The organism is Frigoribacterium sp. 2355 (assembly GCF_054060695.1).
The window spans coordinates 15746-41113 of sequence record NZ_JBSSDL010000007.1 but is presented as its reverse complement, the minus strand read 5'-3'; the positions used below and the strand labels follow the sequence as shown (position 1 = coordinate 41113).

At 73.6% G+C, this 25368-nt stretch carries 21 protein-coding genes; 6 read left to right on the top strand and 15 right to left on the bottom strand.

Going from position 1 to position 25368, the window contains the following annotated elements:
- Positions 1-72: 72 nt before the first annotated feature.
- The 6 genes from ACVJ1F_RS10190 to ACVJ1F_RS10165 form a co-directional block, all read right to left on the bottom strand.
- Entirely contained in the window at positions 73-1272 is a 1200-nt protein-coding gene (locus ACVJ1F_RS10190) for an alcohol dehydrogenase catalytic domain-containing protein (protein ID WP_456885968.1), read from the bottom strand.
- The gene (locus ACVJ1F_RS10185; RefSeq protein ID WP_456885966.1) at positions 1269-2036 is read right to left on the bottom strand and encodes an HAD family hydrolase; all 768 of its coding nucleotides are present in this window, start codon (positions 2034-2036) and stop codon (positions 1269-1271) included. The genes ACVJ1F_RS10190 and ACVJ1F_RS10185 overlap by 4 nt, the downstream gene beginning before the upstream one ends.
- Positions 2033-3316 carry a TIGR03364 family FAD-dependent oxidoreductase gene (locus ACVJ1F_RS10180; RefSeq protein WP_456885964.1) on the bottom strand — a complete coding sequence of 428 codons (1284 nt, stop codon included), beginning with the start codon at positions 3314-3316 and terminating at the stop codon, positions 2033-2035. The genes ACVJ1F_RS10185 and ACVJ1F_RS10180 overlap by 4 nt, the downstream gene beginning before the upstream one ends.
- Complete coding sequence (phnE, locus tag ACVJ1F_RS10175) at positions 3313-5043, bottom strand: phosphonate ABC transporter, permease protein PhnE (RefSeq protein WP_456885962.1); 1731 nt, start codon at positions 5041-5043, stop codon at positions 3313-3315. The genes ACVJ1F_RS10180 and phnE overlap by 4 nt, the downstream gene beginning before the upstream one ends.
- The gene (phnC, locus tag ACVJ1F_RS10170; RefSeq protein WP_456885960.1) at positions 5040-5864 is read right to left on the bottom strand and encodes a phosphonate ABC transporter ATP-binding protein; all 825 of its coding nucleotides are present in this window, start codon (positions 5862-5864) and stop codon (positions 5040-5042) included. Before phnC ends, phnE begins: the two co-directional genes overlap by 4 nt.
- 109 nt (positions 5865-5973) lie before the next feature.
- Positions 5974-6900 carry a phosphate/phosphite/phosphonate ABC transporter substrate-binding protein gene (locus ACVJ1F_RS10165; protein WP_456885958.1) on the bottom strand — a complete coding sequence of 309 codons (927 nt, stop codon included), beginning with the start codon at positions 6898-6900 and terminating at the stop codon, positions 5974-5976.
- A 226-nt stretch (positions 6901-7126) separates the two neighbouring features.
- Here ACVJ1F_RS10165 and ACVJ1F_RS10160 point away from each other — a divergent pair, with 226 nt between their 5' ends.
- A complete protein-coding gene (locus ACVJ1F_RS10160; RefSeq protein WP_456885956.1) occupies positions 7127-7465 on the top strand; it encodes a hypothetical protein in 339 nt (112 codons plus the stop codon).
- A gap of 35 nt (positions 7466-7500) precedes the next feature.
- Here the strand turns inward: ACVJ1F_RS10160 and ACVJ1F_RS10155 are convergent, their stop codons facing one another.
- The 7 genes from ACVJ1F_RS10155 to ACVJ1F_RS10125 form a co-directional block, all read right to left on the bottom strand.
- Positions 7501-8424, bottom strand: coding sequence for an EamA family transporter (locus ACVJ1F_RS10155; RefSeq protein ID WP_056043961.1), 924 nt, complete (start codon positions 8422-8424; stop codon positions 7501-7503).
- A 288-nt stretch (positions 8425-8712) separates the two neighbouring features.
- Positions 8713-9681 carry a hypothetical protein gene (locus ACVJ1F_RS10150; protein ID WP_456885954.1) on the bottom strand — a complete coding sequence of 323 codons (969 nt, stop codon included), beginning with the start codon at positions 9679-9681 and terminating at the stop codon, positions 8713-8715.
- Positions 9678-10859, bottom strand: a complete 1182-nt coding sequence (locus ACVJ1F_RS10145) for a zinc-dependent alcohol dehydrogenase family protein (RefSeq protein WP_456885952.1) — start codon at positions 10857-10859, stop codon at positions 9678-9680. Before ACVJ1F_RS10145 ends, ACVJ1F_RS10150 begins: the two co-directional genes overlap by 4 nt.
- Before the next feature lie 3 nt (positions 10860-10862).
- Positions 10863-11912 (bottom strand): ABC transporter permease, encoded by a 1050-nt coding sequence (locus ACVJ1F_RS10140; RefSeq protein WP_043594640.1) that lies wholly within the window; start codon positions 11910-11912, stop codon positions 10863-10865.
- Between the two features lie 13 nt (positions 11913-11925).
- Complete coding sequence (locus tag ACVJ1F_RS10135; RefSeq protein ID WP_456885950.1) at positions 11926-13470, bottom strand: sugar ABC transporter ATP-binding protein; 1545 nt, start codon at positions 13468-13470, stop codon at positions 11926-11928.
- 77 nt (positions 13471-13547) lie between these two features.
- Positions 13548-14555: a substrate-binding domain-containing protein gene (locus ACVJ1F_RS10130; protein ID WP_123571405.1), complete on the bottom strand. Its 1008-nt coding sequence runs from the start codon at positions 14553-14555 to the stop codon at positions 13548-13550.
- 16 nt (positions 14556-14571) lie between these two features.
- Entirely contained in the window at positions 14572-17994 is a 3423-nt protein-coding gene (locus ACVJ1F_RS10125) for a DUF5107 domain-containing protein (protein ID WP_456885948.1), read from the bottom strand.
- Positions 17995-18086: 92 nt separating this feature from the next.
- Between ACVJ1F_RS10125 and ACVJ1F_RS10120 the strand changes: the two genes are divergently transcribed.
- On the top strand, positions 18087-18953 hold the full coding sequence (locus ACVJ1F_RS10120) for an AraC family transcriptional regulator (protein WP_043594638.1): 867 nt from the start codon (positions 18087-18089) through the stop codon (positions 18951-18953).
- 306 nt (positions 18954-19259) lie between these two features.
- On the opposite strand, the gene ACVJ1F_RS10115 is transcribed toward ACVJ1F_RS10120, so the two are convergent.
- On the bottom strand, positions 19260-20306 hold the full coding sequence (locus tag ACVJ1F_RS10115; RefSeq protein ID WP_456885946.1) for an NAD(P)-dependent alcohol dehydrogenase: 1047 nt from the start codon (positions 20304-20306) through the stop codon (positions 19260-19262).
- Between the two features lie 361 nt (positions 20307-20667).
- Here ACVJ1F_RS10115 and ACVJ1F_RS10110 point away from each other — a divergent pair, with 361 nt between their 5' ends.
- Together ACVJ1F_RS10110 and ACVJ1F_RS10105 are read left to right on the top strand one after the other, a co-directional pair.
- Positions 20668-20991: a VOC family protein gene (locus ACVJ1F_RS10110; RefSeq protein ID WP_456885944.1), complete on the top strand. Its 324-nt coding sequence runs from the start codon at positions 20668-20670 to the stop codon at positions 20989-20991.
- Positions 20992-21271: 280 nt separating this feature from the next.
- Positions 21272-21811 carry a PadR family transcriptional regulator gene (locus ACVJ1F_RS10105; RefSeq protein ID WP_456885943.1) on the top strand — a complete coding sequence of 180 codons (540 nt, stop codon included), beginning with the start codon at positions 21272-21274 and terminating at the stop codon, positions 21809-21811.
- 285 nt (positions 21812-22096) lie between these two features.
- Here the strand turns inward: ACVJ1F_RS10105 and ACVJ1F_RS10100 are convergent, their stop codons facing one another.
- On the bottom strand, positions 22097-22927 hold the full coding sequence (locus ACVJ1F_RS10100; RefSeq protein WP_456885941.1) for an oxidoreductase: 831 nt from the start codon (positions 22925-22927) through the stop codon (positions 22097-22099).
- 292 nt (positions 22928-23219) lie between these two features.
- On the opposite strand from ACVJ1F_RS10100, the gene ACVJ1F_RS10095 reads away from it, so the two are divergent.
- Together ACVJ1F_RS10095 and ACVJ1F_RS10090 are read left to right on the top strand one after the other, a co-directional pair.
- Entirely contained in the window at positions 23220-24443 is a 1224-nt protein-coding gene (locus ACVJ1F_RS10095; protein ID WP_456885939.1) for a glycoside hydrolase family 76 protein, read from the top strand.
- The gene (locus ACVJ1F_RS10090; protein WP_456885937.1) at positions 24440-25360 is read left to right on the top strand and encodes an ROK family protein; all 921 of its coding nucleotides are present in this window, start codon (positions 24440-24442) and stop codon (positions 25358-25360) included. The genes ACVJ1F_RS10095 and ACVJ1F_RS10090 overlap by 4 nt, the downstream gene beginning before the upstream one ends.
- Positions 25361-25368 lie beyond the last annotated feature (8 nt).

Here is a 25368-nt window from a genome sequence, read left to right as displayed (position 1 = left end):
CCGCGTCCGCGGACGCAGGAGGCAGGACGCAGGAGGCGCGGGGCAGCCCCCGCAGGCCGCCACCGCCCCCGGTCACTCGGGTCGGACGCCCACCCGCACCGACCCGCCGGCGGCGGCCGCCGCGATGCCGGCGTCGAGGTCGCGCAGGGCGACGACCTCGCCCACGAGGGCGTCGAGCGGCCAGGCCGCGTGCCTCCGTTCGACGAAGCGGGCGGCCTCGACGAGGTGCCGCGGGGCGTAGTTGTGCACGCCACGGAGGGTCACGAGACGTCGGACGACGCTCTCGGCGTCGAGCGGCACCGCCGGGGCGGGGAAGACACTGCCGACGAGCACGGCCACGCCGCCGACGCCCAGCGCGGCGAGCGCCGAGGTCACGGCGTGCGGCGACCCCGAGGCCTCCACGGCGACGAGCGGGGCACCGCCCGCGACGGAGAACGCGGTGCTCAGGCCGTCGTCGGAGTCGGGAGCAGCCGTAGGGTCGACCGTCGCGACCGCGCCGAAGCGGACGGCGAGCCGACGGCGGGCGGGATCGGGGTCGACGACGACCACCCGGGCCCCGGCGTCGGTGGCCAGCGCGGTCGCCGTGAGGCCGATCAGCCCGGCCCCCGTGACGAGCACCACGGCACCGTCCAGGGGCACGATCGCCGAGGCGGCGTCGAGGGCCGCCACGGCCGTCGCCGTGCCGCACGACACCGGGGCCAGCAGCTCGGCGGGCAGGTCGGCCTCGACCGGGACGATCGCCGTGCCCGACCGCACGTGCACGTGCGTGGCGAAGCCGCCGCTGAGCTCCCAGCCCGTGACGAGCCGCTCGTGCCCGTACTTCCGCACCGACTCGCACTTCTGCGGCAGGTCGCGCCGGCAGGTGGCGCACCGACCGCACGAGACGGTCAGCGACCAGACGACGCGTTGCCCGACGGCGAGCGGCGTCCCGTCCACCGCGACCGCCCCCGGCCCGAGGGCGACCACGCGACCGACCTGCTCGTGACCGAGGACGAGCGGGGCGGGCGCGCTCCGGTCGCCCCGGGTGGTGTGCACGTCCGAGCCGCAGATCGTCGCCAGCTCGACCTCGACGAGGGCGTCGCCGGGCTCGAGGACGACCGAGGGCACCGCGACGGCCTCGTGCGGACGGCCGGGTTCGAGCCACACCATGGCGGTCGGGGCCGGGTCGAGGGGCAGCGCGGCCGGGGAGGCGGGGTCCGTCACGGACGCGACCCGCGCCTCCTGGTCTGTCGTCCGCGGCGGCACCCCCGTCCGCGGCAGGGCGGTGGTCACGCGACCGCGGTCCTCGACGCGCCGGCGGCCGCGACCGCGGCGAAGGCCGGCAGCCCGACGAGGTCGCGGACGCTGTCGAGCACGACGTCGGCGCCCGCGGCGAGCAGCTGCTCGCGGGTGTGGGCGCCGGTCGTGACGCCGACGACGAGGCCGGCCCCGGCGGAGCGCCCCGAGAGGACGTCGCTGACGGTGTCGCCGACGACCGCGACGGCGGCGACCGACGAGGCACGGGTGCGCAGCAGGGCGGTCAGCACGAGGTCGGGTGCGGGGCGGCCGCGGCCGGCGTCGACGGGCGAGAGGGCGGCGTCGACCGTCCAGCCGAGCGCGTCGAGCAGGCGGTCGCGCGTGACGGGCGAGAAGCCCGTGGTCAGGACGACCGACACCCCGGAGGCGCGGAATGCGTCGACGAGATCGCCCGCGCCCTCGATCGGCTCGACTCCCGACTCGTCGACGAGCTCGCCGTAGGCCACCTCGAACTCGTCGTTCGCACGCTGCGCGAGCGCCTCGTCGCCCCCGGTGAGGTGCCGGAAGACCTCGATCTTCGAGCGGCCCATCGTGTCGCGGACGTACTGCAGGGCCTCGTCGCGGCTCAGCGTCGGGCCGAGGTCGACCCGGTCGGCGACGCGGGCGAAGGCCTGCTCGACCACGCCGTCGTCGACGACGGTCGTGCCGGCCATGTCGAGCACGACGAGCTCGATCGGGGTCGCGGCCTCGGCGGCGGGGGTGCCGGACGAGGCGGAGGTGGTGGCGGTCGTGGTGCTCATGCGGTGAGGCTCTCTGTGAGGGGCGAGTGGACGGTCGAGGTCGGGGCGGGGCGGTCGAGCGCCCGGTCGCGCCCGCCGTCGAGGTGCGCCCCGACGACGTGCTCGGCGAGACCGAGCCCCGTGGTCATGCCGATGCCGGTCGAGACGACCGTGACGAGCACGCCCGGGGCGACCTCGTCGACGACGAACTCGTCGCGTCCCGAGGCGTAGACGCCCTGCCACCGCTCGGTGACGACCGGCTCGGCGCCGAAAAGCACGCGGAACTCGTCGAGGAAGGCGTCGGCGATCCGTTCGTCCTGGAACGGCGCGATCGCGGCGCCCTTCCGGTGGCTGTCCCCGACGATCACCGACCCGTCGGGCAGCTGCGTGTACATCTGGTTGAGGTCCATCGCGGCCAGGTCCGGGCGCTCGGCGTGCAGTCGGGACCGCACCGCGTCGGCCGCTCCGGTGCCGGCGAACGCGCTGTAGCGGATCAGCGACCAGCCGGTCAGCAGCGGGGCGACGAGCGGCCGGACGAGGTCGGCTCGCACCCGCAGCATGTCGAGTCCGCAGCGTTCGAGGGCGTGTCGGTCGGCGAGGTCGGGCAGCAGCTGGTCGAGGTCGTGGTTGGTCGCGACGACGACCGTCCCGGCGTCGATCGGACCGCGGCTCGTCTCGACCCGTCCCGACGAGACCGACCCCACGGAGGTGCGGGTCAGGAAGCGCACCCCTCGCGTCTCGAGGTGCCGGCGGATCGCGTCGGCCGCCTCCCTCGGGTCGACCTGCAGGTCGTACGGGAGCAGGGCGCCGCCGACGACCGCACCGGGAGCCACCGGGGCCAGCGACGACAGCTCGGCCGCATCGAGCCGCTCGATCTCGGGCCGGTCGCCCAGCACGCGGTCGGTGCGGGCGAGGGCCAGCTCGTCGAGCAGGTCGAGCTCGTCGACGTGTCGGGCGGCGACGAGCGTGCCGCGCCGGGACAGCCAGAAGCCGGCGTCGCGGGCCAGCCGCAGCCAGAGCTCGCGGGCGGCGAGGGCGTGGCGGCGGGCCTCGCCGCTCTGCGGGGTGAGGCAGAGGTGGCCGAAGTTCCGCACGGTGGAACCCCCGATCACCGGGGAGCGGTCGACGACCAGCACCGAGAACCCCCGGTCGACGGCGGCGAGGGCGGCACCGAGGCCGACGATGCCCGAGCCGACGACGACCACGTCGTGGGGTGCCACCGCGTGCCCTGCCGCCGCGGTCGGGGCCGGGGCCGGGGCGCGACGGGCCGCGCCGGGGGCCGTGTGGTGTGTCGCGGTCATCGGAAGACCCTCCGCATCCAGATGGCGAGCCCCTCGACGACCAGGACCGTGACGAGGATCATCAGCACGATCGCCGTGACCGTCCCGTAGTTCGAGCCCTGGCTGGCGTTGAGCAGGTAGTAGCCGACTCCCCCGGCACCGACGATGCCGAGCAGCGTCGCGGCCCGCAGGTTGGTGTCGAGCATGTAGAAGGTGTGCCCGATCAGGGCCCGGGTGCCCTGCGGCAGGGTCGCCCCGGCGTAGACCTGCACGCGACTCGCCCCGGTGGCCGAGAGGGCGCGCTCGGGGCCGGGCGAGACCTCCTCGAACGAGTCGGCGAGCAGCTTGCCGAGCAGCCCGACGCCGCCGAGCGCCAGGGCGAGGGTGCCGGCCTGCGTGCCGAGCCCGGTGACGACGATCAGCACGATGGCGAGGATCACCTCGGGCACCCCGCGGATGCCGACGAGCAGCAGGCGCATGCCGCTGCGCACCCCTCGGCTCGGGGCGACGTTGCGGGCCGCGAGCGACCCGACCACGATCGAGGCGACGAGGGTCAGCACGGTCGCGGCCAGCGCGATGGCGATCGTCTCGCCCATGGCGGCGACCATGGTCGACGCCTCGTAGCTGCCGAACGACGGCGGCCAGAACTGCGTCGCGACGGCGGGCACCTTCGCCCAGACGGTGACGAGGTCGGACCAGGCGATGTCGCAGACGGCGATGCTTGCGACGACCACGGCGACCGCGAGCCACCCCCACGAGACGGTGCGCCGACGGGCGCGGTCCCACGGTCGGCGGAGCGCGGACTCGACGGTGGCGGGCACGGGACGCGACGGGGCGGGGTGACCGGCACCGCGCCTCCTGGTGGCCCGTCGGACGACGCGGTCGCCGAGACCGCGGCCGGTCGGCGCGATGCCGAGCATGGCGGCGCGGACGCTGCTCGAGACGATCTCCATCACGACGCAGAGCACGAAGATGACGAGGGCGTAGCCGAGGCCGAGGCCGTAGTCGAGCGACTTGAAGGCGAACGACATCTCCATGCCGAGGCCGACGACCCCGACGTAGCCGAGGATCACGCTGCCGCGGAGGTTGATGTCGTTGCGGTGCAGCACGGTCGCCACCCACGACGGCAGCACCTGGGGCAGCACGCCGGCGGTGAACTGCTGGAGGCGGCTGCCCCCCGCGGCACGGATTGCGGTGCGCGGACCCTCGTCGATCTGCTCGATCGCGTCGGCGAAGAGCTTCGAGATCATCCCGATCGAGTGCAGGCCGATGGCCAGGATGCCGGGCAGCGTCCCGAGCGAGAAGAGCAGCACGAACACCATGGCGAGCACGACGTCGGGCACGGCCCGGGCGAGCACCGTCACGAAGCGGGCGGCGGCACGCCACGCGGGGCCGGGGGTGGTGTTCGAGGCCGCGAGCACGGCGACCGGCACCGACAGGACGGCGGCGAGCAGGGTGCCGCAGATCACGAGGCCGAGCGTGAGGGCGGTGAGCTGCAACAGTTCGCCGAGCGGGGGGAACTCGATCGCCCCGACGCGGCCGAAGAACCGCTCGGCGTTGGCCCAGCTCTGCAGCATCCGCGCGGGGTCGATGTCGACGCTGCGCAGGGCCACGAGGCTCGCGACCAGCAGGGCGACGAGGGTGAGGCCCGCCGCGACGCGCTCGGGCGAGACCCGGCGACGAGGAGGCGCGGTGACGGGAGCGGGGGCCGCCCCGGTCGTGCGCGGGCGCTCGGTGACGGCGGTCATCGGACGGCGTCCCCGGCGAGCTCGAGCTCGATGGCTGCCATCTGGTCGGTGCTCGTGGCGACACGGCCGTAGATCTCCATCACCTGGGCCTTCGACAGGCCCTCGGTCCCGGTGTCGAGCACGACCTGACCGTGGCGCAGCCCGACGATGCGGTCGGCCCACGAGAGGGCGAGGTCGACCTGGTGCAGGCTGCAGATGACGGTGAGGCCCTCGTCGGCCGCGATCTCGCGGATCAACGCCATCACCTGGTCGCTCGACTCGGGATCGAGCGAGGCGACGGGCTCGTCCGCGAGCAGCACCTGGGGGCGCTGCATCAGGGCCCGGGCGATGGCGACGCGCTGCTGCTGCCCGCCCGAGAGGGTGTCGGCGCGCTGGTAGGCCCGGTCGAGCAGGCCGACGCGCTCGAGCCGGGCGAGCGCCTCGGCCTTCGCGGCCCGGCCGTACGACCAGAGCCCGAGCCGGGGCCCGCGCACGGAGGCGAGCGAGCCGGTCAGGACGTTCTCGAGCACGGTCAGCGACGGCACGAGTTCGAACTGCTGGAAGATGAACCCCACCTCGCTGCGCAGCCGCCGCAGGGCCCGCCCGGTGAGCTCGGTGACCTCGCGGCCGAGCACCGTGACGCGACCGTCGGTCGGCCGTTCGAGGCCGTCGACGTGGCGCAGCAGGGTGGACTTGCCCGAGCCCGAGAGGCCCAGCAGCACGACGACCTCGCCGCGTCGGACGCTGATCGAGGCGTCGTCGAGCGCGAGGGTCTCACCGAAGCGCTTGGTGATGCCCTCGAGCCGGACGACGGTCTCGGTGGGGGCGGTGTGCGGGTTCATGTTCGTCTCCGGTTTGTCGGACTCGGACTCCGAGACGTCGCCGGGACCCCCACGCGCGCGCGCGGGTCCCGGCGGGTTCCCGGGGTGGGGAGGTGCTACGTCGTGCGGGTCAGGCCTTGCACTGCGACGCGTTCGTCTTCTCGCAGATGTCGCGGATCTGGTCGTAGTACGCGTCGTCGACCGGGGTGGTCTGGAAGAACACGGCACGGAAGCCCTCGCTGTCGGCCCCCTCGATGCCCGCGGCGGCCATGTCGTCGGCGGTGACGTTCGAGAGGATGTCCTTCAGCTGGGCCTTGACGTCGTCGGGCAGCGAGTCCGACTCGACGATGGGCGCGCCGGGCACCATCTGCTGGTCGATCATCTCGACGGCGTCGCTCTTGGCGACCTCGCTGTCCTCGGCGAAGCCGGCGTCGCACTCGGTGCCCTCGCCGACCTTCTGCACGCTGACGTCGTGCTTGCCCGCGAAGACCGGGGTGATGTCCTTCTCGGGGTCGATGCCGGCCTCGAGCAGCGCGTAGCTCGGGAAGAGGTAGCCCGACGTCGACGACGGGTCGACGAAGCAGATCTTCTTGCCCTTCATGTCGGCGATCGACGTGATGTCGCTGCCCTTCGGCACGATGGCCTGCGAGTAGTAGCCGGGCTCCTGGCCCTCGGCCGTGGTGATCGACGAGATCGGGGTGAGCTCGGCGCCGTTGTTCGTGGCGGTGACGTAGGTGAAGCCCGAGAACGAGGCGACGTCGATCTGGCCGGCGATGCTCGCCTCGATCAGGGCCGCGTAGTCCGTCGACTCGTGGTACTCGACCGTCTTGCCGGTCTCCTTCGCGATGTAGTCCATCAGCGGCTGGTAGTTCGTCTCGGTGTCGACCGAGTCGGGCACGACGCCGAAGACGAGGGTGCTGTCGTCGACCGCGTAGCCACCGGCCGCGTCGGACGAGCCGGTGGCCGAGGAGGCGGGGGTCGAGCAGGCGGACAGCGTGACGGCGAGCAGGGCGGCGCCGACGAGGGCGGTCGCGGCGCGGGGACGGCGGAGGGTCATGACGGCCTTTCGGGGGGGAGCAGGACGTGACGATGGTGGCACGCGCCCGACCGACATAGGAACCTATCTTTGGGCCCGTTCAACGAGAGTTCACCTCTTGTCTGCCTAACCTGGGCGAGCCGACCGCGGGGCGGGACGGGGTGCCGTCCCGGCCATGGCGGGTCCAGGTGCGGCGGTCTACCCTCGGACCACCACCCCGCCCTGCTCCCGCGACGAAGGCCTCCGCATGCGACACGACGACGGCACCCCCGACTCCCCCGGCGACGACCTCGCGACCTGGTCGGACGAGGCGCACCGTGAACTCGAGCTGCTCGTCGCCCGTGACCGCGAGGCCGAGCAGGCCCGGCAGCACGAGGCCGAGCGCGTCGCCCGGGTCGAACGGGCCGCCCACCTCGAGCAGGAGCGCCGCCGCCGTGAGGCCGAGCTCCCGCCCGAACTGCGTGACGCCGACGACGAGCCGTACGACGGCGGGCCGAGGCGCCGACTCGTCATGGGGTCGTCGAAGGTGCTCGCCGCCGTCGCACTGCTGGCCGCGGTCGCCGTCGCGGTGACCGGGTTCCTCTAGGCCGACCCGCGCCTCCTCGGCCCGCGCGACGCCCGTCAGAGGGCGAGCAGGGCGATACCGCCGAGCACGACGCCCGAGGCCGCGAGCCGCTTCACGAGCGAGCCCTCACGCAGCACGAGCGCCCCGAACACGGCCACCATCACCACGCTCGTCTCGCGGGCCGGGGCGACGAGGGCGACCGGAGCCGTCCGGATCGCCGTCAGCACGAGGATGTACGACAGCGGCGACAACACCCCGAAGGCCAGCACCCGCGGCCAGTGGGCGCGGGCGACCGCGACGAGCTCGCCCCGACGCCGGCCGAGCGACGCGCTGTAGAAGACGACCTCGGCGAGCGTCACGCCGACCATGAACGACACGGGCGAGAGGCCCCAGGTGCGCAGGGCGTGGGCGTCCCAGATCGTGTAGCTCGCGATGGCGAGGCCGGTGAGCAGGCCCCAGGCGATGCCCGGGTCGAGGCGACGGCGCGCCGGGCCCGGGGCGGCCGGTGTCGACGCGGTCGACGGCCCGTGCAGGAGGCGCGGCGCCGGAGAGCCGGTCGGCCGCCGGTCGATCAGTCCGGTCGCCACCACCCCCGCGACGACCACGGCGATGCCCACCACGGCCGTCGCCGAGAGCTGCTCGCCGAGCAGCAGGACGGCGAGACCCGCACTGACCGCCGGGCCGCTGCCGCGAGCCGTCGCGTAGACGGTCGACAGGGTGCCGACCGCGTAGCCGCGCTGCAGCACCGTCATGTAGACGACGTGCAGCACGGCCGAGACGCCCGCCCCGACCGCGAGGCCGCCGACGCTCGCCCCGAGACCGCCCGTGAAGGGGACGACCGGCAGCCAGAGCACGGTGCTGGCGACGGCTCCCCACCAGAGGAAGGGGGTGCCGAGGCGGCTCACCCCGTGGGCGACGACGTTCCAGCCGGCGTGGCAGACGGCGGCGGCGAGGACGAGCAGGAGGGCGGTGGTGGACATGCGAGGACCCATCGGCTCGGCGCGGGGCGCGCCGAACGGGTCCTCCAGGCTTTTGTCCGTTCAGATGACGGCCCGGCGATGGCGCCCGACCGTGGCGCCGCTCGGACCAGTCGGATCGTGGGACCCCGGAACCCTAGGCGCTGTCGCGGTCAGCGTAGGGGCGGCGGGTGTCCGGGAGGTGAACCGTGCCGCGCTGCACCCGGTTCCGAACGATGCACCCGGAAGCTTCGGGGTGCACCGTTCGAAATCGTGTGCGAGGGCGATGGCCGGAACGGGATCGGGAGCGGCTCAGCCTTGCTGCACCGACCACGCGACGTCGAGGCTCGTGGCCTCGCCCGGCGCGAGGGTGACGAGCGGCCCCAGCACCTCGAGCTCGACGAGGTGCGCCGAGGGGTGCAGGTCGCCCAGCTCGCCGATCGGCGACGCCGTGGGGCGCTGCAGCCAGATCTCGACCTTCGAGCCGCCGTCGGGCCAGGTGCCCCCGGCCGCTGGCTCGGTGGCGAGCGTGAGCGTGGTGCCGTCGGGGTCGCGGTAGGCCGCGGAGCCCGACGCCTCGGGGTAGCCGCGCTTGGCCACGCCGGTCCCGACCGGCAGCAGCACGTCGTCCTCGTGGCGCGACGACGTGACGTCGCCCTCCCAGCCGCCGAGGTCGAGCTCGACGGGAGGCGCGGCGTGGGCGACGACGACCGCGGCGTCCTCGAGGGGGCGACCCGCGCCTCCTCGGGTGTCGACCTGGCAGACCTCCCAGATCGACCAGGTGCGCGGGACGGCCGAGACGTTGGTGAAGGTCGCCGTCTGGCGGAACCCGGCACCGACGGCGGGCACCGTGAAGCGGCGCTCGACGCGGAGACCCGAGCGGGCGTCGTCGGCGCTGGTCAGCACCACGGTCACGGTCCCGTCGTCGAGCTGCCACCCGACCGCCCACGGCCCCGAGTCGAGCACGGGGTCGGGCGGGCCGGCCCACTCGTCGGGGCCCGACCAGCCCTGCGGCGCCGGCCAGGTCTTCGAGCCGCCGACGTTGGCCCAGGTCGACATGTCGCCGTCGCCCGCCGGCCACGCGGCCACGGGGACGACCGGTGCGAGGTCGGCGTCGACCAGATCCGGGTCGCGCCAGAGCCGCTCGCGGCCGTGGGCGACCAGCGACAGCAACCGACCGCCACGGGTGGGTGCGAAGACGAGCTCGAGGTCGGGCGTCGTCACCCGCAGCAGCGGCAGCTCGGGCGTGCCCGCCTCGACGACGACCGGTCGGGACGTCACGCGCGCGGAGCCGGTTCGCGCGCGCCGGCCTCCTCGCGCACGGGCGCACCCGCCGGGATCAGCACGACCTTGCCCGTGGCCCCGGCCGCGGCGATCCGGTACGCCTCGTCGGCGTCGGTCAGCGGGAGCCGGTGCGAGACGACGATCTCGGGGCTGAGGCCGTCCGCGGCGATCATGCGCGCAACATCCTCCATGCCCTGCACCGAGGTGACCCACGACGCCGTGAGGGTGAGCTGCTTGTGCAGCAGGGTGTCCGAGACCTCGGTCTCGAGGCGCCCGCCCTCGCCGAGCAGGCCGACGCGACCCCACTCGGCCGCGGCCTCGACCGCGGTCAGGCGGCCGGGCGTGCTGCCCGAGCAGTCGACCGTGACCTGGCAGCCGACGCCGTCGGTCAGGGCCAGCACGTTCGCGACCGCGTCGCCGTCGGCGAGGACGACGTCGTCGACCAGGCCGGTCGCCCGGACGAACTCGATGCGCTCGGGCGACCGCTCGACGCCGATCACGCGGCGGGCACCGAGCATGCGGCCGAGCATCGCCGCGGCGAGGCCGACCGGCCCGAGGCCGACGACGAGCAGGTCCTCCCCGCCGTGCACGCCGGTGCGGCGCAGGCCCTCGTAGGCGGTGCCGAATCCGCAGGCGATCAGGGCGCCGTCGACGAAGGACAGCCCGTCGGGCAACGGCACGCAGGTCGACTCGTCGACCAGGACGTACTCGGCGTGGCCGCCGTCGCGCTGCCAGCCGTAGGACGCCTTGTTCGGCTGGTCGGTGCAGCTGATGAAGTAGCCCGAGCGGCAGTTGCGGCAGCGTCCGCAGCCCTGGATGTGGTAGACGATGACGTCGTCTCCGACGCCGAATCGCGTGACCCCGGGGCCCGCCGAGACGATGCGGCCGCTCGGCTCGTGGCCGGCGACGACGCCCCGGTAGGCGGGGGCGCCGTCGAGGCCCTTGTGGGTCTTGTAGCCGTGGTAGATGAAGCCGATGTCGCTGCCGCAGATGCCGCTCGCGCCGACCTGCACGAGCACCTGCCCGGGGCCGGGCGTCGGCACGTCGTGCGTCCGCAGCTCGGCGGTGCCGTCGCCGGGCAGGAACACGCCCTGCATGGTGCCGGAGGGGGACGAGGAGGCGCGGGTCGCGTCCCCGGCGGAGGACGCGGTGGCTGAGGGTGCGGTGGTGGTCATGGCCTAGCTCTCTTCGATCGACCCGCGCTTGCGGGACAGGGTGACGTTGAGCAGCACGGCGAGCACGATGATGACACCGCGGACGACGCTCTGCAGGAAGGAGTCGACGCCGAGCAGCACGAGCCCGTTGCCGATCAGGGTGATGAAGATGACGCCGAGGAAGGTGCCGATCAGGCTGCCCCGGCCGCCCGACATCGCGGTGCCGCCGATGACGACCGCGGCGATGACGTCGAACTCGAGGCCGTTGGCGGCGCCGGCGTTGCCCGAGCCGAGGCGGGCCGCGAGCAGCACGCCGCTGAGGGCGCCGAGCATGCCCATGATCGCGAACAGCACGATGCGCACCCGGGCCACCTTGATGCCGGCCAGCCGGGCGGCCGCCGCGTTGCCGCCGATCGCGAAGACCGAGCGGCCGAACGCGGTCTTGCGGGCGACGAAGGCGAAGACGAGGAAGGCCAGGATCATCACGACGGCGGGCGTCGGGACGCCGAACACCGTGCCGGTGAGGAACGGCATGACCGGGTCGTCGAGCGGCAGCGGCACGGGCAGGGCGTCGGTGCCGAACTGGCCGAGGCCCCGCAGCACGCTCCAGAGCCCGAGGGTGGCGATGAACGACGGCACGAGGAACCTCGCGCGCAGCACGCCGGCGAGGGCGCCCCAGCCGGCTCCGACCACGAGCGTGATGAGGATCGCCAGCAGGGCGGGCAGCCCCCACTGGGTCATGGCGACGGCGACGATCACCGACGAGAGCGCGACGGCGGGGCCGGTGCTCACGTCGATCTCGCCGGCGATGATCACCAGGGTCATGCCGGTGGCGGCGATGCCGATCAGCGCGGCGTCCCGCAGCAGGCCGCTCTGGTTCGCCACGGTGAAGAAGCCGACCGCGTTGAACATCAGGTAGAGGTACAGCAGCACGATCGCGACCAGCAGGCCGACGATGTTGACGAGCGTGGTGTTGCGACGGAAGGCGTCGCGGACGCGACCGAGCGCGGAGTCGCGAGGCGCGCCTCCTGGTCCGCCGGTCGGGGTGGTCGTGGGGTCGAGTGTGGTGGTCATCGGGTCGTCCTTCTTAGCTCGAGACCATGGAGGCCTGGAGCAGCACGGGCAGGGAGATGTCGGGGGCGCGGAACTCCTCGCGGAGGCCGCCGTCGCGCAGCACGAGCACGCGGTCGCAGGCGAGGGGCAGCTCTTCGATCTCGCTCGAGACGAAGACGACGAGCTTGCCGGTGTCGGCGACGGCGCGCATGATCTCGTAGATCTGCGCCTTCGCCTCGACGTCGACGCCTCGCGTCGGCTCGTCGAGCAGCAGCACGCGGCTGTCCGCGTGCAGCCACCGCGCGATGACCGCCTTCTGCTGGTTGCCGCCGCTGAGCGTGCCGATCGGCCGGCCCAGGTCGTGCGCCTTGATGCTCAGACGCTCGGCGAGCGCCTTCGTGGCCGTCGCGATCGCACCCGACGACAGCGCGCCTCCTCGGGTCACCCGGCCGAAGTCGCTCATGACGATGTTCTCGTCGATGCCGAGGCCGGGGATCACGCCGCGGCCCTTGCGGTCCTCGGGCGTCATGCCGACCCCGAGCGCGAGCATGCGGGAGGCGCTGGGCCGGTCGACGACGGAGCCCGCGATCGCGATCGTGCCCCCGGTCGCCGGGCGGAACCCCGCGATCGCCTGGAGCAGCTCGGTGCGTCCCGAGCCGAGCAGGCCGGCGATGCCGAGCACCTCGCCGGCCCGACCCTCGAAGGTGACGCCCGAGAGCTTCGGGGCGACCTCGAGGTCGGTGACGGCGAGCAGCACCTCGCCGCTCGTGACGGGGCGCGTGGCGACGGCGCGCTCCCCGGGGTCGGCGCCGATCATCAGCTCGATGATGTGGGCGGTGTCGCTGCCGGCGATCGACACCGTCTCGACGACCTTCCCGTTGCGCATCACCGTGGCCGTGTCGGCGATCTGCCGGATCTCGTCCATGCGGTGGCTGACGTAGAGCACGGCGACGCCCTGCGCCGCGAGGCGCTTGACCGTGTCGAGCACGAGGTCGACCTCGGCGGCGGCGAGCGCGCTGGTGGGCTCGTCGAGGATGAGGAGGCGCGGGTCGTCCTGCAACGCCCGGCCGATCTCGACGATCTGCTGTTGCGCGAGGGTCAGCCCGGCGACCTCGGCGTGCACGTCGATGTCGGCGCCGAGGCGGTCGAAGGTGGCACGGGCCCGCTCGACCATGGCCCGGGTGTCGATGCCGAAGCGGCCGCGCGGCCACCGGCCCATGGCCAGGTTCTCGGCCACGGTCACGCCGGGCACGAGGCTGAGCTCCTGGTAGCACGTGGCGACGCCGGCGGCGGCGGCCGCGGTCACGCCGCCGGCGCCGAGCGGCACGCCACCGAGCAGGACCTCGCCGGTCGTGGGGGTCTCGACCCCGCTCAGCAGCCGGATCAGCGTGGACTTGCCGGCACCGTTCTGGCCGAGCAGGGCCCGCACCTCGCCGGCGTGCACGGCGAAGTCGACGCCGTCGAGCGCGGTGACGCCGGGGTAGACCTGGCTGACGCCGCGGGCCTCGGCGATGGGGGCGCCGCGGTCACGGGCGGGATCGAGCGGCGCGTCCGGGGTGGGAGCTGTCGACTCTGACAAGGGGATCCTCCTGGGATCGAGGGGACGGGGTGAGGGGCGGCGGGGGCCCGGCGTCGTGCCGGGGCCCCCGGCGCCGATCAGGGGAGGCCGTCGGGGTGGGTCTCGGTCCACCCGGCGGCGTCGGCCGGCAGGTACAGGTCGATCGGTGCGGCCACGACCTTCTCGTCGGGCGTCTTGCCGTCGATGGCGTCCTGGGCCGCGGCGAAGGCGAGCTTGCCCGCCTCGATGCCGCTGATGTCGACGACGGCCTTGAGCACCGAACCGTCGGCCAGCTCGGCGGCGATGTCGCTCGTCATGTCCGAACCGAAGACGGCGACCTGACCGACGAGCCCTCGGGTCTGCACGGCCTTGTAGGCGCCGACGGTCGCGCCGCCCGCCTCACCGTAGAGACCGTCGAGGTCGGGGTTCGCGCTGAGCATCTGCTCGGCGGTCGAGACGGCGGTGTCGACCTCGGCGCCCTCCTGGTTCGCGACGAACACGGTGCCGGGCAGGGCCGCGGTCAGCGCCTCGGAGAAGCCCTTGTAGCGCTGCTGGCAGACCTCGTACTGCTCGCAGTTGATGACGCCCATCCTGGGCGCCGTGATGCCGGCCTCGGTGAAGTAGGCCGCGGCCTGCTTCCCGAGGTCGCCGCCGAACTTCAGCGGGTCGCCGAGCACCCACGCCGTGACGTACTGGTCGACGGCGTCGTCGCTGACGCAGGTGTTGTAGCAGATGACCGGGATGCCGGCCTCGCTGGCCTGCCGGACCGCGGGGACGCTGCCGTCGGTCGAGACCGCGGACAGGATGATGGCGCTGACGGCCGACGAGGTGAGCGTGTTCATGAACGAGCTCTCCTTCGACACGTCGCCCGCCGAGGTGGACTCGAGGAAGTCGACGTTCTTCGAGTCGGCGTCCGCGGCGTCCTGGACGCCCTTCTTGACGCCGCCGTAGAAGCCCTGGGAGTCGAGGTAGAGGGCGCCGATGCGCTCGGTGCCGCCGTCGCCTCCGTCGGCGCTGGGGATGGAGCAGCCCGCGAGCGCGACCGACGCGGCGAGCGCGGCGGCCACGGCGAGGACGCGCCGTCGGGTCCTGGTGATGGGTGACATGGGTCGGGGTTCCTTTCTAGGGGCGCACGGCGTCGTCGCCGGGCGTGACCACGGGTGCGGTCGGGTCGGAGGAGGCGCGGGTCGGGTCGGTCGTGACCCCGAGCTCGGCCGAGAGGGCGGCGACGACGCGGCGCAGGGTCGCCACCTCGGCGTCGCGCACGTCCTGCGGGTCGTCGTGGAAGAGCAGCATCGACGGTAGCGAGGTGGCGAAGTAGTCGACCTCGCCCGGTGTGCGGGAGAGCTCGTCCACGTACGAGTCGAAGTCCCCCAGCAGGTCGGCCGCCCGCTCGACCTCGCCCAGACGGGAGAGGGCACGGACGGTGGCCGCGCTGCGCTCGGTGAAGGCCTGCGTGGCCATGCCCGCGAAGTCGCCGGTCGACCGGGAGGCCTCGGACCAGGCGGCCCGGGCGGCGTCGGCGTCTCCCGCCGCGGCGAGCGCGTCGCCGAGGGCCAGGTGCAGCTCGGCCGTGGTGGCGAGCGGGTGCCGTGCCTCGCCGAGGGTGGCGGGTGGCGTGAGGGCGGCCTCGACGGTGGATCGCGCCCGGTCGACGTCGCCCTCGGCCAGCGCCCGACGGGACACGGCGAGGCACGCGTCGTCCCAGGCGCCGAGCACCTGGCCCTCGCCGCCCTCCCAGGGCTGGAAGCTGCGCGAGGTGAGCACGGCGAGCGCGTCGTCCGGGCGTCCCACCTCGGTGAGCAGTCGGGCGCGCACCACGCAGAGGTCGTCCCGCTCGGCGACGAGGTCGATCCGTGACTCGAGCTCGGCCAGCCGGTCGTCGGCGGACGCCCCCAGCCGCCCGGCCAGCTCGTCGGACTCGAAGAGCAGCCGGGAGTCGTCGGGACGGACGCGCAGCGCGTCGTCGTAGTGACGTGCCGCGAGGTCGGGGTCGGCCAGCACGTTGTAGGCGGCCACGCCGAGGTTCCGCTGCACGACGGCGGCCTGCGCGTCGTCCAGGTCGGTCGCGGCGGCCCGTCGCCACGCGTCGACGGCGTCCTGCCCGCGGCCCCGGTCGTACCACCAGCTGCCCAGCAGTGACCAGGCGAGGCCGTCGGCCGGCTCGAGGGCGACCGCGTCGAGCAGGGCGGCGACGTCGTCGAGGCGCGAGGGCAGACAGTTGGTCGCGTCGAGGGCGTGGACCGTGGCGAGTGCCCGGCGCGCCTCGTCGACGCGGCCGGTCCTCGCCAACGAGGAGGCGCGGTGGTAGGCGAGCAGCGGACCGACCGCCACCTGCCCGAGCGCGGTGGCCGCGACGGCCCCCTGGGCGAGGTCGAGGACGCGGAGCGCCTCGTCGACGTGCCCGGACGAGCCGTACTCGAGCGCGACGTCGAGCAGCGTCGGGGCGTCGTCCGTGAGGCGTCGGCCCGCGAGGTGTCGCGCCCACTGGTCGAGCGGGTCGAGCTCGAGGGTCTCGGCGAGCAGCCGGTCCGCCTCGTCGTGTCGGCCGAGGCCGCGCAGGGTCAGCGCGAGCAGGTCGCGCACCTGCAGGTTGTCGGTGCCGTGCGACAGGGCCGTGCGCAGCAGGGCCTCGGCCCGGACGGGGTCGGCCGGACCGGCGAGCCGGGCCAGGGCCAGCGACGCGGGAGCCACCCAGGCGGCGTTCCAGGCGGACTTCTCCAGCGCCTCCTTCGCCTCGGGGGTGCGCCCGAGGCGCAGGAGCGTGAGGCCGAGACGGTAGAGGGCCTCGCCGTCGGCCGGGTTCGGCGCCCAGGCCGACTGACGGCCCACCGCGACACGGAGGAGCACGAGGGCTTCGTCGTAGCGGGCCGCGGCGTGGAGGAGGGTCGCCAGGGCGACGTTGCTCCGCACGTCGCCCGGGTCGCGGCGGAGCGCCTCACGCCAGTAGGGCTCGGGCGAGCGGGTCGCGTGACGGTACTGCCGCAGGTACTGGCCGATGAGGAAGAGCTCCTCGACGGTCTCGACGTCGGCGGGGGCGGGCGGGGCGACGGCGGCCTCAGGGGCGGCGATCTCGGGGGCGCCGGGCTCCGGGGTGCCGGCCGCGGCCACGGCGTCGAGGCTCGCCTGGACCGTGGCGCCGGCGACCGTGACGAGCGTGCGTCCGGCGGAGCGCGCCTCCACGACGACGTCGGAGAGGAGGACGCCCGCCGGCAGGGACCGGTCGAGCACCGACGGCAGGCCGGGTTCGACGTCGACCGTGACCGAGTCGAGGACGGTGCCGTCGACCGTGCGGACGACGACCTCGGCCCGCGGGTGGACGGCCGTGACGGCGAGACCGATGCGCAGGACGCTCCCGGCCCCGGCGGGGGCGTCGAGCTGCTCGACGCGCAGGGCCGCGTCACGGGTCGCCTGGTGGGCGGGGCCGATCTCGGTGATCGGGTACCAGAACTGGCTGAAGGTCTTTGTCTCGCCCGGGGTGAGGAACGAGAAGTCGGGCTGGTTGTCGGTGTACACGCCGGCCATCAGCTCGACGTAGGGGCCGTCGCCGTCGGTGAGGTTCGCGTCCCAGGCGTGGCCGAAGGGGGCGTCGCCCCAGGTCCACTGCTTCTTGCCGGGCGAGATGGCCCGGTCGGCCCAGTGCACGAAGCCCGCGCGGCGCCCGTGGTCGTAGCCGCCGAAGAAGTCGTCGTCGGTGTGGGTCACCATGTACGAGGTCGGCACGGGGATGTTGCGGTACCAGTCGAGGCGGTCGGCGTCGGGGTGCTCGTCGTCGACGCGGGCCGGGTAGTCGACGCCGTAGTAGTCGCCCTCGACCCGGGGGAAGGTCACGACGGCCCGTTTGGCGTGGTCGGCCACGTGCCGCACGTCGGTGGGGAAGAACGACTGGTAGTCGTCGCCCACGGCGGCGGCGACGTTGGCCCACCAGAGGAAGGTCTGCGTCTCGTCGCTACGGTTGAAGAGGCGCACCCTGGCCTCGATGAGCGACGAGTCGGGGCGAAGGCGGATGCCGTGCATGCCCTTCATCCGGGCGAAGGGGTCGTGGTCGGAGCACCACACCGTCACCGACCCGTCGGCCTCGCGCTCGATCGACACGTCGGTCGGCAGGAAGGTCGCGGGCCGGTGGTGCTGCGGCCAGTTGAACTCGACGCCGCCCGAGATCCACGGACCGGCCAGGCCGACCAGGGCCGGCTTGATGACGTTGTTGCGGTAGAAGACGTCGTAGTCGGCGGTCTTGTCGTACGCGACGTGCAGCCGACCGCCGAGCTGGGGCAGGATCACCAGGCGCAGCCAGCGGTTCTCGAGGTGGACGGCCTGCCACTCGTGCGGCCGCTTCTCGGCGGAGATGCGCTCGTGGAACGGCAGCGGGAACACCCGCCCGGACGATCCCTGGTAGACGCGGGCGTCGAGGAAGGCGGGGTACCGGTCGGGCTCGCCCGGCAGGTAGGTGTCGAGGACGAGGGGTTCCGACCAGACGGCGACTCCGGCGTCGGCCTGATCAGTGGGCACGGGGGGAAGAGCCATCTTCGACTCGGCGGTGAGCATGGTCCGAGCGTACGGAGGCCCCGAGCCCGTCGGAACGACCGATCCTGCCGACTGCCTGGACGAAACCACTGCGGCGGGCCAGACTCGTCCGCATGCTCCTCGAGGACGGCTTCCCCGGTCAACGCCTGCTCGTCATGCCCCGACCCCGGGTGCGGGCCGCCCTCTCGCGGCCGGGCACGTCCCACCTCGTCGTCACCGACGCGGGCTACTTCCCCCGGGCCCGGGCGCACGGCATGACCCGGCCCGACGGCGTCGACCAGTGCGTGGTGCTGGTCTGCACCCGGGGCTCGGGCTGGTGCGAGGTCGCCGGGGTGCGGCACCCCGTGCGGTCGGGGCAGGTCGTGATCGTGCCCCCGGGCGTCGCGCACGCCTACGGTGCCGACGACGCCACCCCCTGGACCCTCTGGTGGCTGCACGTGGCCGGGCACGACCTCGCCGAGTTCCTCCGCGTCGCGGGGGTCCGGGCCGGCGCCCCGGTGCGCGAGCTGTCGGACGTCTACCGCATCGTGGCCCTGGTCGAGGAGGTCGTCCAGGCCATGGAGCGCGACCAGACCTTCGCCAGCGCCCTGGCCGCCTCGGGAGCCGCGTGGCACCTCATGGCGCTCGTGTCGTCCGAGCGGACGGCCGGGGCACCACGGGTGTCCGCGGTCGGACAGGCCCAGGAGTACCTGCGCCAGCACGTCACCGAGCGCGTCTCGGTCGACGAGCTCGCCGCGATGGCCCGGCTGAGCCCCTCGCACTTCGCCACCCGTTTCCGCCGCGAGACCGGCGTCACGCCGCTGCGGTACCAGACCCAGTTGCGCATGGCGCGGGCCCGCGAGCTGCTGGACACGACCGACTCGCCGGTCGGCCTCGTGTCCGAGCGCGTCGGCTACGTCGACCCCTTCTACTTCGCCCGCCAGTTCAAGGCCGTCCACGGGGTCTCACCGACGGCGTACCGGGCGCAGCGGAAGGGCTGAGCCGTCCGCCGTTCACCCCGAGACACCCGGTTTCGAACGATGCACCCAGAAGCTTCCGGGTGCATCGTTCGGGACCGGGTTCATCGGCGCAGGAACTTACACATGGCGCGTCGAGCGATGCGGTCCGGCGAGCCGCGACCCGGCTGGCGCTTCGCACCGCGTTTCGTGCACTGCACCGCGTCTAGTCCGGGTGCAGTGCACGAAACGCGGTGCGGTGCGGTGCGGTGCGGTGCGCCCACGACCACGCCGGGGACGACGAACGCCCCCGCACACACGGTGCGGGGGCGTCCGGCGGAGCGGCTCGGATCAGGCGAAGGTCGCCGCGTCGATCACGAAGCGGTAGCGCACGTCGGACTTCAGGACGCGGTCGTAGGCCTCGTTGATCTGGTCGGCGTCGATCAGCTCGGTCTCGGGCACGATGCCGTGCTCGGCGCAGAAGTCGAGCATCTCCTGGGTCTCGCGGATGCCGCCGATGGCCGAACCGGCCCAGCTGCGACGCGCCGGGATCAGCGCGAACGCGGGCACCTCGAGTGGCTCGGACGGGGCGCCGACGTTGACGAGGGTGCCGTCGACGGCCAGCAGGCCGAGGTACGCGCCCATGTCGACCTTCGCCGAGACGGTGTTGATGATCAGGTCGAACGAGTTCGCCAGGTCGGTGAAGGTCTGCTCGTCGCTGGTCGCGTAGTGCGCCTTGGCGCCGAAACGCAGCGAGTCCTCCTTCTTCGAGGTGGTCTGCGACAGCACGGTGACGTCGGCGCCGAGTGCGGCGGCGATCTTGACGCCCATGTGGCCCAGGCCGCCCATGCCGACGATGGCGACCTTGGTGCCCTCGGTGACGCCCCAGTGGTGCAGCGGCGAGTACAGCGTGATGCCGGCGCAGAGCAGCGGCGCGACCTTGTCGTAGTCGAGCGACTCGGGCACGCGCAGCACGAAGTCCTCGGTGACGACGACGGCCTGCGAGTAGCCGCCCTGGGTGACGGTGCCGTCGGCCGGGTCGACGCTCGTGTAGGTGCCGGTGTTGCCCTTGGCGCAGTACTGCTCGTCGCCGCGCTTGCAGTACTCGCACTCGCCGCACGAGTTGACCATGCAGCCGACGCCGACGCGGTCGCCGACCTTGTGCTTGGTGACCTCGGAGCCGACCTCCGAGACGGTGCCGACGATCTCGTGACCGACGACCTGCGGGTACTGGATCTCGCCCCACTCGCCGCGGACGGTGTGGATGTCGCTGTGGCAGATGCCGGCGTAGGCGATGTCGATCATGACGTCCTTCGGACCGACGTCGCGGCGCTCGATGGTCGTCTTGACGAGGGGCTCGGTGGCGGACGGTGCCGCGTAGGCGTTGACGGTGCGCATGGGTCTCCTGGGGGTGGATTCGGTACGGGGACGAGGGGCGGGTCGGAACGCGGTGCTCGACGACGGGCTCCTCGTCATCGACGCTACGCCCCCGCGCCGATCGTGGGAGGCCCTGGCAGGGCCCCCGACGCGACGGCCCGCAGGAGGCGCGGTGCGCGTCCGTCCGGCACCGCGCCTCCTGCGGGTGGTCCGCTCGGGCACCGGTCATCGTGAGACACGCTTTCGGGTGGGAAAGTGCCCTGACTCGCGGCTCGGCTCGCACGGCGCGCGGCGTAGCAAGGAGCGAGACGCAGCACCGGGTGGTCCGGTGCCGGACGAAGGAGTCGACATGGCAAGCGGAGTGGCAACGGTATGGGTACCCGTGACGGACATGGGGCGGGCGACGGCGTTCTACCGTGACGCGCTCGGCCTCACGGTGAAGGACGAGAGCGACGACTGGACCGAGATCGACGCGAACGGCCTGATGATCGGCCTCAACGGTCGCGAAGAGGCCGCGGCGTCGAGCGAGGGCGGGGCGGTCATCACGTTCCAGCCCGACGGCAGCCTCGAGGACGCCCTGGCCGACCTGCAGGCGCGCGGCGCCGACGTGACGGGCACGATCAGCGAGCACCCGTGGGGCCGCATCCTGCCCTTCAAGGACTCCGAGGGCAACGACCTGCAGTTCTACACGCCGCCGACCGACTGACGTCGGGGCCCCCAGGAGGGGGGGGGGGGGGGGGGGGGGCGGCGGCGCGCCCGCCGGGGGGGGGGGGGGGGGGCGCCGCCCCCCCCCCCCCCCCCCCCCCCCCCCCCGGGGGGCAACCGCTGGTGTTGTCCCCCCCCCGCCCCCCGGGCGGGGGGGGGGCCGCGGGGGGGGGGGGGGGGGGCGCCCCCCCCCCCCCCGCCTCCTGCGTGTGGTCGCGCCGCGGCGGGGCCGGTCGCGCCGCGGTCGCGTCGACCCGGCCGCGACCCCCCATGATGTGGGGATGGTCACCGAGATCCTCATCCTGAGCAACCTGCTCGCCGGCCCGCAGCACGGGTACGACATCAAGCGGAACGTGCGGCGCCCGGGCCTCGGCGTGGTCAACAACAACGCCGTCTACACGACGCTGAAGCGCCTGCACGACCGGGGCGCGCTCGACCGTCGCACCGTGGAGACCACGGGTCGCCCGAACCGCCAGGTGTTCTCGCTGACCGACGCGGGCCGCGACCTGCTGATCGGGCGGGTCGCCGACTTCCCCCTCTCCCGCGCCGGCGACGACGAGGAGTTCTACGTCCGGTTCGCGCTGCTGGACCTGGTCGACGAGGCGACGCGGGCGACGATCTTCGCCACGCGCCTCCAGGCCCTCGACGAGCGCATGGCGACGGCCCAGGCCTACCTCGACGCCAGCGACGACGACGCGACGCGCTTCCCCGTCCAGTCGGTCGCGATGTTCCGGCACCTGCTCGACCAGCTGCGCAGCGAGCGGGCCTGGGTCGAGGACTACTCGCGCGACGGCGAGATCGGTGCCCCTACGGCCCCGTAGAGCGGGGCACCTTTTTCGTCCCGTCCATTGATGACTAGTACCAACTGGACTAGCGTGACCTCGAAGCCACGCGTCAGCCGATCGCGTCACCTCGTCGCCGGCAGCCGACGTCACCGGCGTGGGCCGGCCCGGGCGACGAGGCGCCGTCGGGTCGTCGTGGCAGGGGCGTCACCGGTCGGGCCGGGGTGACCGCGGGGGGTCGCGGGCACTCCGGAGGTGACGGCCTGCAGGAGGAGCGGGGTCGTCTGAACCGACACCGCACCTCCTGCAGGTGAGGCGACCGGCTCAGGCGTCGAAGTCGGTGGCGCGGCTGCGCTCCGCCCACGCGTCGACGTCGCGGCGGAGGTCGTCGAGTGCGCCCGTGACGATCTCGACGGCGTCCGAGCCGAGCAGCAGCAGGTACGGAGCCTCGCCCGAGTCGACCGCGTCGACGAGCAGGCGGGCACCGGCGGCGGGGTCGCCGGGCTGGGTGCCGTCCGAGGTGTCGGCCTCGATGCGGCGACGACCGGCGGTCTCGGCGTAGTCGGCGATGGGCGTGGCGGACTGCGTGAGCGAGCGCCCCGAGAAGTCGGTGCGGAACGAGCCCGGTTCGACGACCGTCGCCGTGATGCCGAGCGGGGCGAGTTCGGTGCGCAGGGCCATGGTCATCTGCTCGATCGCGGCCTTGACGGCGCCGTAGTAGCCCGAGCCGGGACCCGTGCGGCGGGCGCCGATCGACGACAGGTTGACGATCGTGCCGCTGCGGCGGGCACGCATGCCGGGCAGGACGGCCTTGACGGTGCGGACGCTGCCGTGGAAGTGCGTGTCGAACAGGCGCGCCACGTCGGCGTCGTCGCCCTCCTCGACGGCGGAGCGGTAGCCGTAGCCGGCGTTGTTGACGAGGACGTCGACGCCGCCGAACCGCTCGGTGGCGAGGTGGACGGCCGCGGTCACCTGGTCGGGGTCGGTGACGTCCAGGGCGATGGCGACGGCGTGGTCGGGGTGGGCGTCGGCGATGTCCTGCACGGCCGAGGCGTCGCGCGCGGTGACGACGACGTCGTGTCCGCGGGCCAGCGCCTCCTCGGCGGAGGCTCGCCCCAACCCCGTGGAGCAGCCGGTGATCAACCAGGTCGACATGTGTTCTCTTCTCTCTCGTGCGTCGCGGTCGCTGACGCGCCGCACCCCAGACAACCAAGGAGGCGCGGTGCGCGTCGGGCCCCGCCGCCTCCGGTCCCAGCCGCACCCCTCTCGCGTGGCTGCCACGAGCCGCACCGTCGGTTGAACATGGCACCGCCCACATGCGCGGTGCGACGTTCAGTCGGCGGTGCGACACGGGCCTCGTCGCACGCGCCTTCCATTGCGCCCTGGACATCGACGGCGAGGCTGCGTATGGTAACGATACCAACCACCCTCGAAGGCAGGATCGTCAATGGTGTCCACTCTGCATTCCCCGTCGCGTCGAGGTGCTCTCGGAGCATTCGTCGCCCTCTCGCTCGTGACCGGCCTGGCCGTCGCCGGGCATCCTGCCGAGGCCGAGGCCGCCTCGACCTCCCCCGATCCCGTCTGGCAGTCGCGGGCCTCGGCCTCGTACGACGCCCTGCAGGACCACCTCTACACGGGTGCCGCGGGCCACGGCCTCTACCGCGAGAACACGAACACGGCCGAGGGAAATCCCTACTCGTTCCTCTGGGAGTACCGCGAGGCGACCCAGGCCGCCCTCGACCTGCAGGGCCTCCCGGGCGTCGGCCCGGCCTATGCGAACTCCGCCCGGGCACGGGTCGACGGTCTCGAGAACTACTACGCCGTCGCGCCCGGTGGGCGCCCCGGCTACCAGTCGTACCTGCCCGCCCCGCTCGGCACGGGCGGCGACGTCTACTACGACGACAACGGCGTGGTGGGCCTGTCGTTCATCAGCCAGTTCCACGCGACGGGCGACCCGCAGTACCTCGACCGGGCCCGCGCCGCGTTCACCATCGCCTCTCGGGGATGGAACGCCGACCCGACGCTCGCCTGCCCCGGCGGGGTCGACTGGGTCGACACCGCCGACAACACGACGCGCGGCGCGAACGTGACGGGCCTCGCCGCCCAGCTCGCGGCCCACCTCTACGAGGAGACGGGCGAGAACGCCTACCTGCGCTTCAGCACGCAGGCGTACGACTGGAACGAGTCGTGCCTGAAGCAGTCCGCCGGGCTCTACCAGAACAGCCGTCACGACGACGGCACGGTCGACCCGACGCTCTGGACCTACAACTCGGGTGCGATGATCGCCACGGCGACCATCCTGTACCGCGCGACGGACGACCCGACGTGGCTCACCAAAGCCACCGACGACGCCCGCGGGTCGCTCGCGTACTGGGGTGCCGAGGGCCGACTGCAGCAGCAACCCGCCATCTTCAACTCGTTCTACTTCAAGGACCTCTTGCTCCTCGACTCCGTGCAGCACGACCCCGCCTACCGCGCGACCATCCAGGAGTACGCCGACGCCACCTGGCGGGACAACCGCGACCCCGCCACCGGGCTGTTCCACTTCCAGCCGAGCGGGGGCGGCGACTACCTGCCCGAGCGCCCCGCGGCCACGCTCGACCAGTCCGCGATGGTGCAGATCTTCGCGGCGCTCGGCTGGTCGGCCGACCGCCTGGGCCAGATCAGTTGAGCAGCGGTTCACGGATCGTGGCCCCCGTCGGCGTCGTGGACGTCGGCGGGGGCCACGTCACGGCCGGCGTCGTCGTCGACGGCCGTCTCGTCGACGAACGCCGGACGGCCCTCGACCCCCACGCGCGCCGAGACGACTTGCTCGCCCGGTTGACCGGGCCCGCCTCGGAAGCGGCCCGCGCCTCCTTCTCGGCTGGCCGCCCCGCGCCCACGCGGTGGGTCGTCGCCCTGCCCGGCCCCTTCGACTACGACGCCGGCCGCGGCAGCTTCGAGGGCGTCGACAAGTTCGCCGCCCTGTCCGGCGTCGACCTCCGCGCCTCGTTCGCGGAGGCGCTGGGCACCTCTCCGGCGTCGGTCCGCTTCGTCAACGACGCCGTCGCGTACGCCGTGGGCGAGTGGTCCTCCGGCGCCGGTGCCCGCGCGGACCGCATGATCTGCCTGACGCTCGGGACGGGGGTCGGCTCGGCCTTCCTCGTGGACGGCCGACCCGTGACGGACGGCGCGGGCGTGCCGCTCGACGGGAACGTGCACACGCTCACCGTCGACGGCGGCCCGCTCGAGGAGACCGTCTCGACCCCCGCGCTCCGTTCGGGGTACCGGCGACGGACCGGCGACGACCTCACCGTCGAGCGGATCTGTGACCTCGCCCGCGCCGGGGACGCCGTGGCGATCAGCCTCGTCACGGACACGTTCACGGCGCTGGGCACCGCGCTGCAGCCCTGCGTGGAACTGTTCGAAGCGGGGACGGTCGTCGTGGGGGGCGGCGTCTCGCGCTCGTGGGACGTGATCGGCGCGCCCTTCGCGGCGGGCCTCGTGCAGGGCGTCCCCGGGCCGGTCACGGGCCTCACCGTCGTCCCGGGCACGCTCGGCGACCATGCACCCCTGATCGGCGCCGCGAGCTGGGCCGAGCAGGGCTGACCCCGGCG